Origin of the sequence: Mesorhizobium sp. M0051 (assembly GCF_040323235.1) — a bacterium.
In the GTDB taxonomy this organism is placed as follows: domain Bacteria; phylum Pseudomonadota; class Alphaproteobacteria; order Rhizobiales; family Rhizobiaceae; genus Mesorhizobium.
The window spans coordinates 1-1,374 of the sequence record NZ_JAMYUT010000089.1; the positions used below are offsets into that span (position 1 = coordinate 1).

General features: G+C 61.9%; 2 protein-coding genes. Both read left to right on the forward strand.

Annotation, left to right across the window (positions count from 1 at the left end; all coding sequences use genetic code 11):
• The first annotated feature begins 37 nt into the window (after window positions 1–37).
• A complete protein-coding gene (tnpB, locus tag NKJ90_RS33330; protein ID WP_352487772.1) occupies window positions 38–391 on the forward strand; it encodes an IS66 family insertion sequence element accessory protein TnpB in 354 nt (117 codons plus the stop codon).
• A 54-nt stretch (window positions 392–445) separates the two neighbouring features.
• Window positions 446–1,374 (forward strand): IS66 family transposase (tnpC, locus tag NKJ90_RS33335; RefSeq protein ID WP_352487773.1); only part of this gene is annotated, 929 nt, incomplete at its 3' end.

Consider the following 1,374-nt stretch of genomic DNA (forward strand, 5'->3'; position numbering starts at 1 on the left):
GTGGATGCATTGACGGCGACCATCGGAGCACTGGGTCATGTTCAGACTGGGCGCTGACCTGAAAGTCTACCTGCACCGCGAGCCGATCGACTTCCGGGCCGGCATCAACAGCCTTGCGGTTCTGGTCCAAGAGACGATGGCGCTCGATCCGTTTGCTCCGGCGGTTTTTGCGTTCTGCAATCGCCGTCGCGACCGGATGAAGCTCCTGTTCTTCGATCGGTCCGGCTTTGTGCTGGTCCTGAAGCGGCTGACCGAGGACAAGTTCCGGTGGCCGCGCCGGGAGGCAGCGGTGGTCACGCTTACGACCGAGCAATTGCACTGGATCCTCGACGGCATCGATATCGATGCGATGGTCCGCCATCCGGCGCGGCAATATCAGGTTGCCGGCTGAGGGCTCTCGAATTGAGCGGTTGACGCGACGGCATGCTTTCGATTCAAGAATCTGATGAATCGACCCGGCGAACCGACTGTTGAAGAGTTGATGGCGCGTATTGCTGCGCTGCAGGCGCAGAACCGTCACCTCACCGAACGCGTCGTCAAACTCGAGGAAGAGCTGGCGCTTGCACGACTGCATCGTTTTGCGCCGAAGAGCGAAAAGCACATTGACCGCCTCTTCAATGAAGCCGAACAGGCCGCGGATGAGGATGACGCCGACAGCGAAGATGGCGATGTCGTTGTCCTGCCGGACACGGGCTTGCCGGCGACCGAAGGGGCGACGGGAAAGAAGCGCGGCCGCAAGGCCTTGCCGGAAAACCTGCCGCGCGAGCGTGTCGAGTACGACCTTCCCGACGACCAGAAGGCTTGTCCTTGCTGCCGTCACCAGATGCATCGCCTGGGCGAGACCATTACCGAGCAGCTTCATATCGAGGTGAAGGCGAAGGTCCTGCAGAATGTGCGGTTCAAATATGCTTGCCGTCATTGCGAGCGCACCGGGATCAGCACGCCGGTCGTGATCGCGCCGATGCCCGCGCAACCTTTGCCGGGCAGCATCGCCACGGCCTCGACGCTGGCCTTCGCGCTCGTTCACAAATACGTCGACGGCACACCGCTCTACCGCTTGGCTCAGGCCTTCGAGCGCGCGGGTGTTCCTGTCAGCCGTGGCGCTCTGGGCCACTGGGTGATCGGCTCGAGCGAAAAGCATCTCTCCCGCATCTATGACGCGCTGAAGCTGCGGCTCAGATCGCAGCCCCTCATCCATGGCGACGAGACCACGGTCCAGGTGCTGAAGGAAATGGACAGAGAGGCCGCCAGCACCTCGTACATGTGGGCATACCGGAGCGGCCAGGACAGTGACGAGCCGATCGTGCTGCTCGATTATCAGCCGGGTCGCGGCCAGATACACCCGCAGACTTTCTTGGGCGATTACCACGGCAT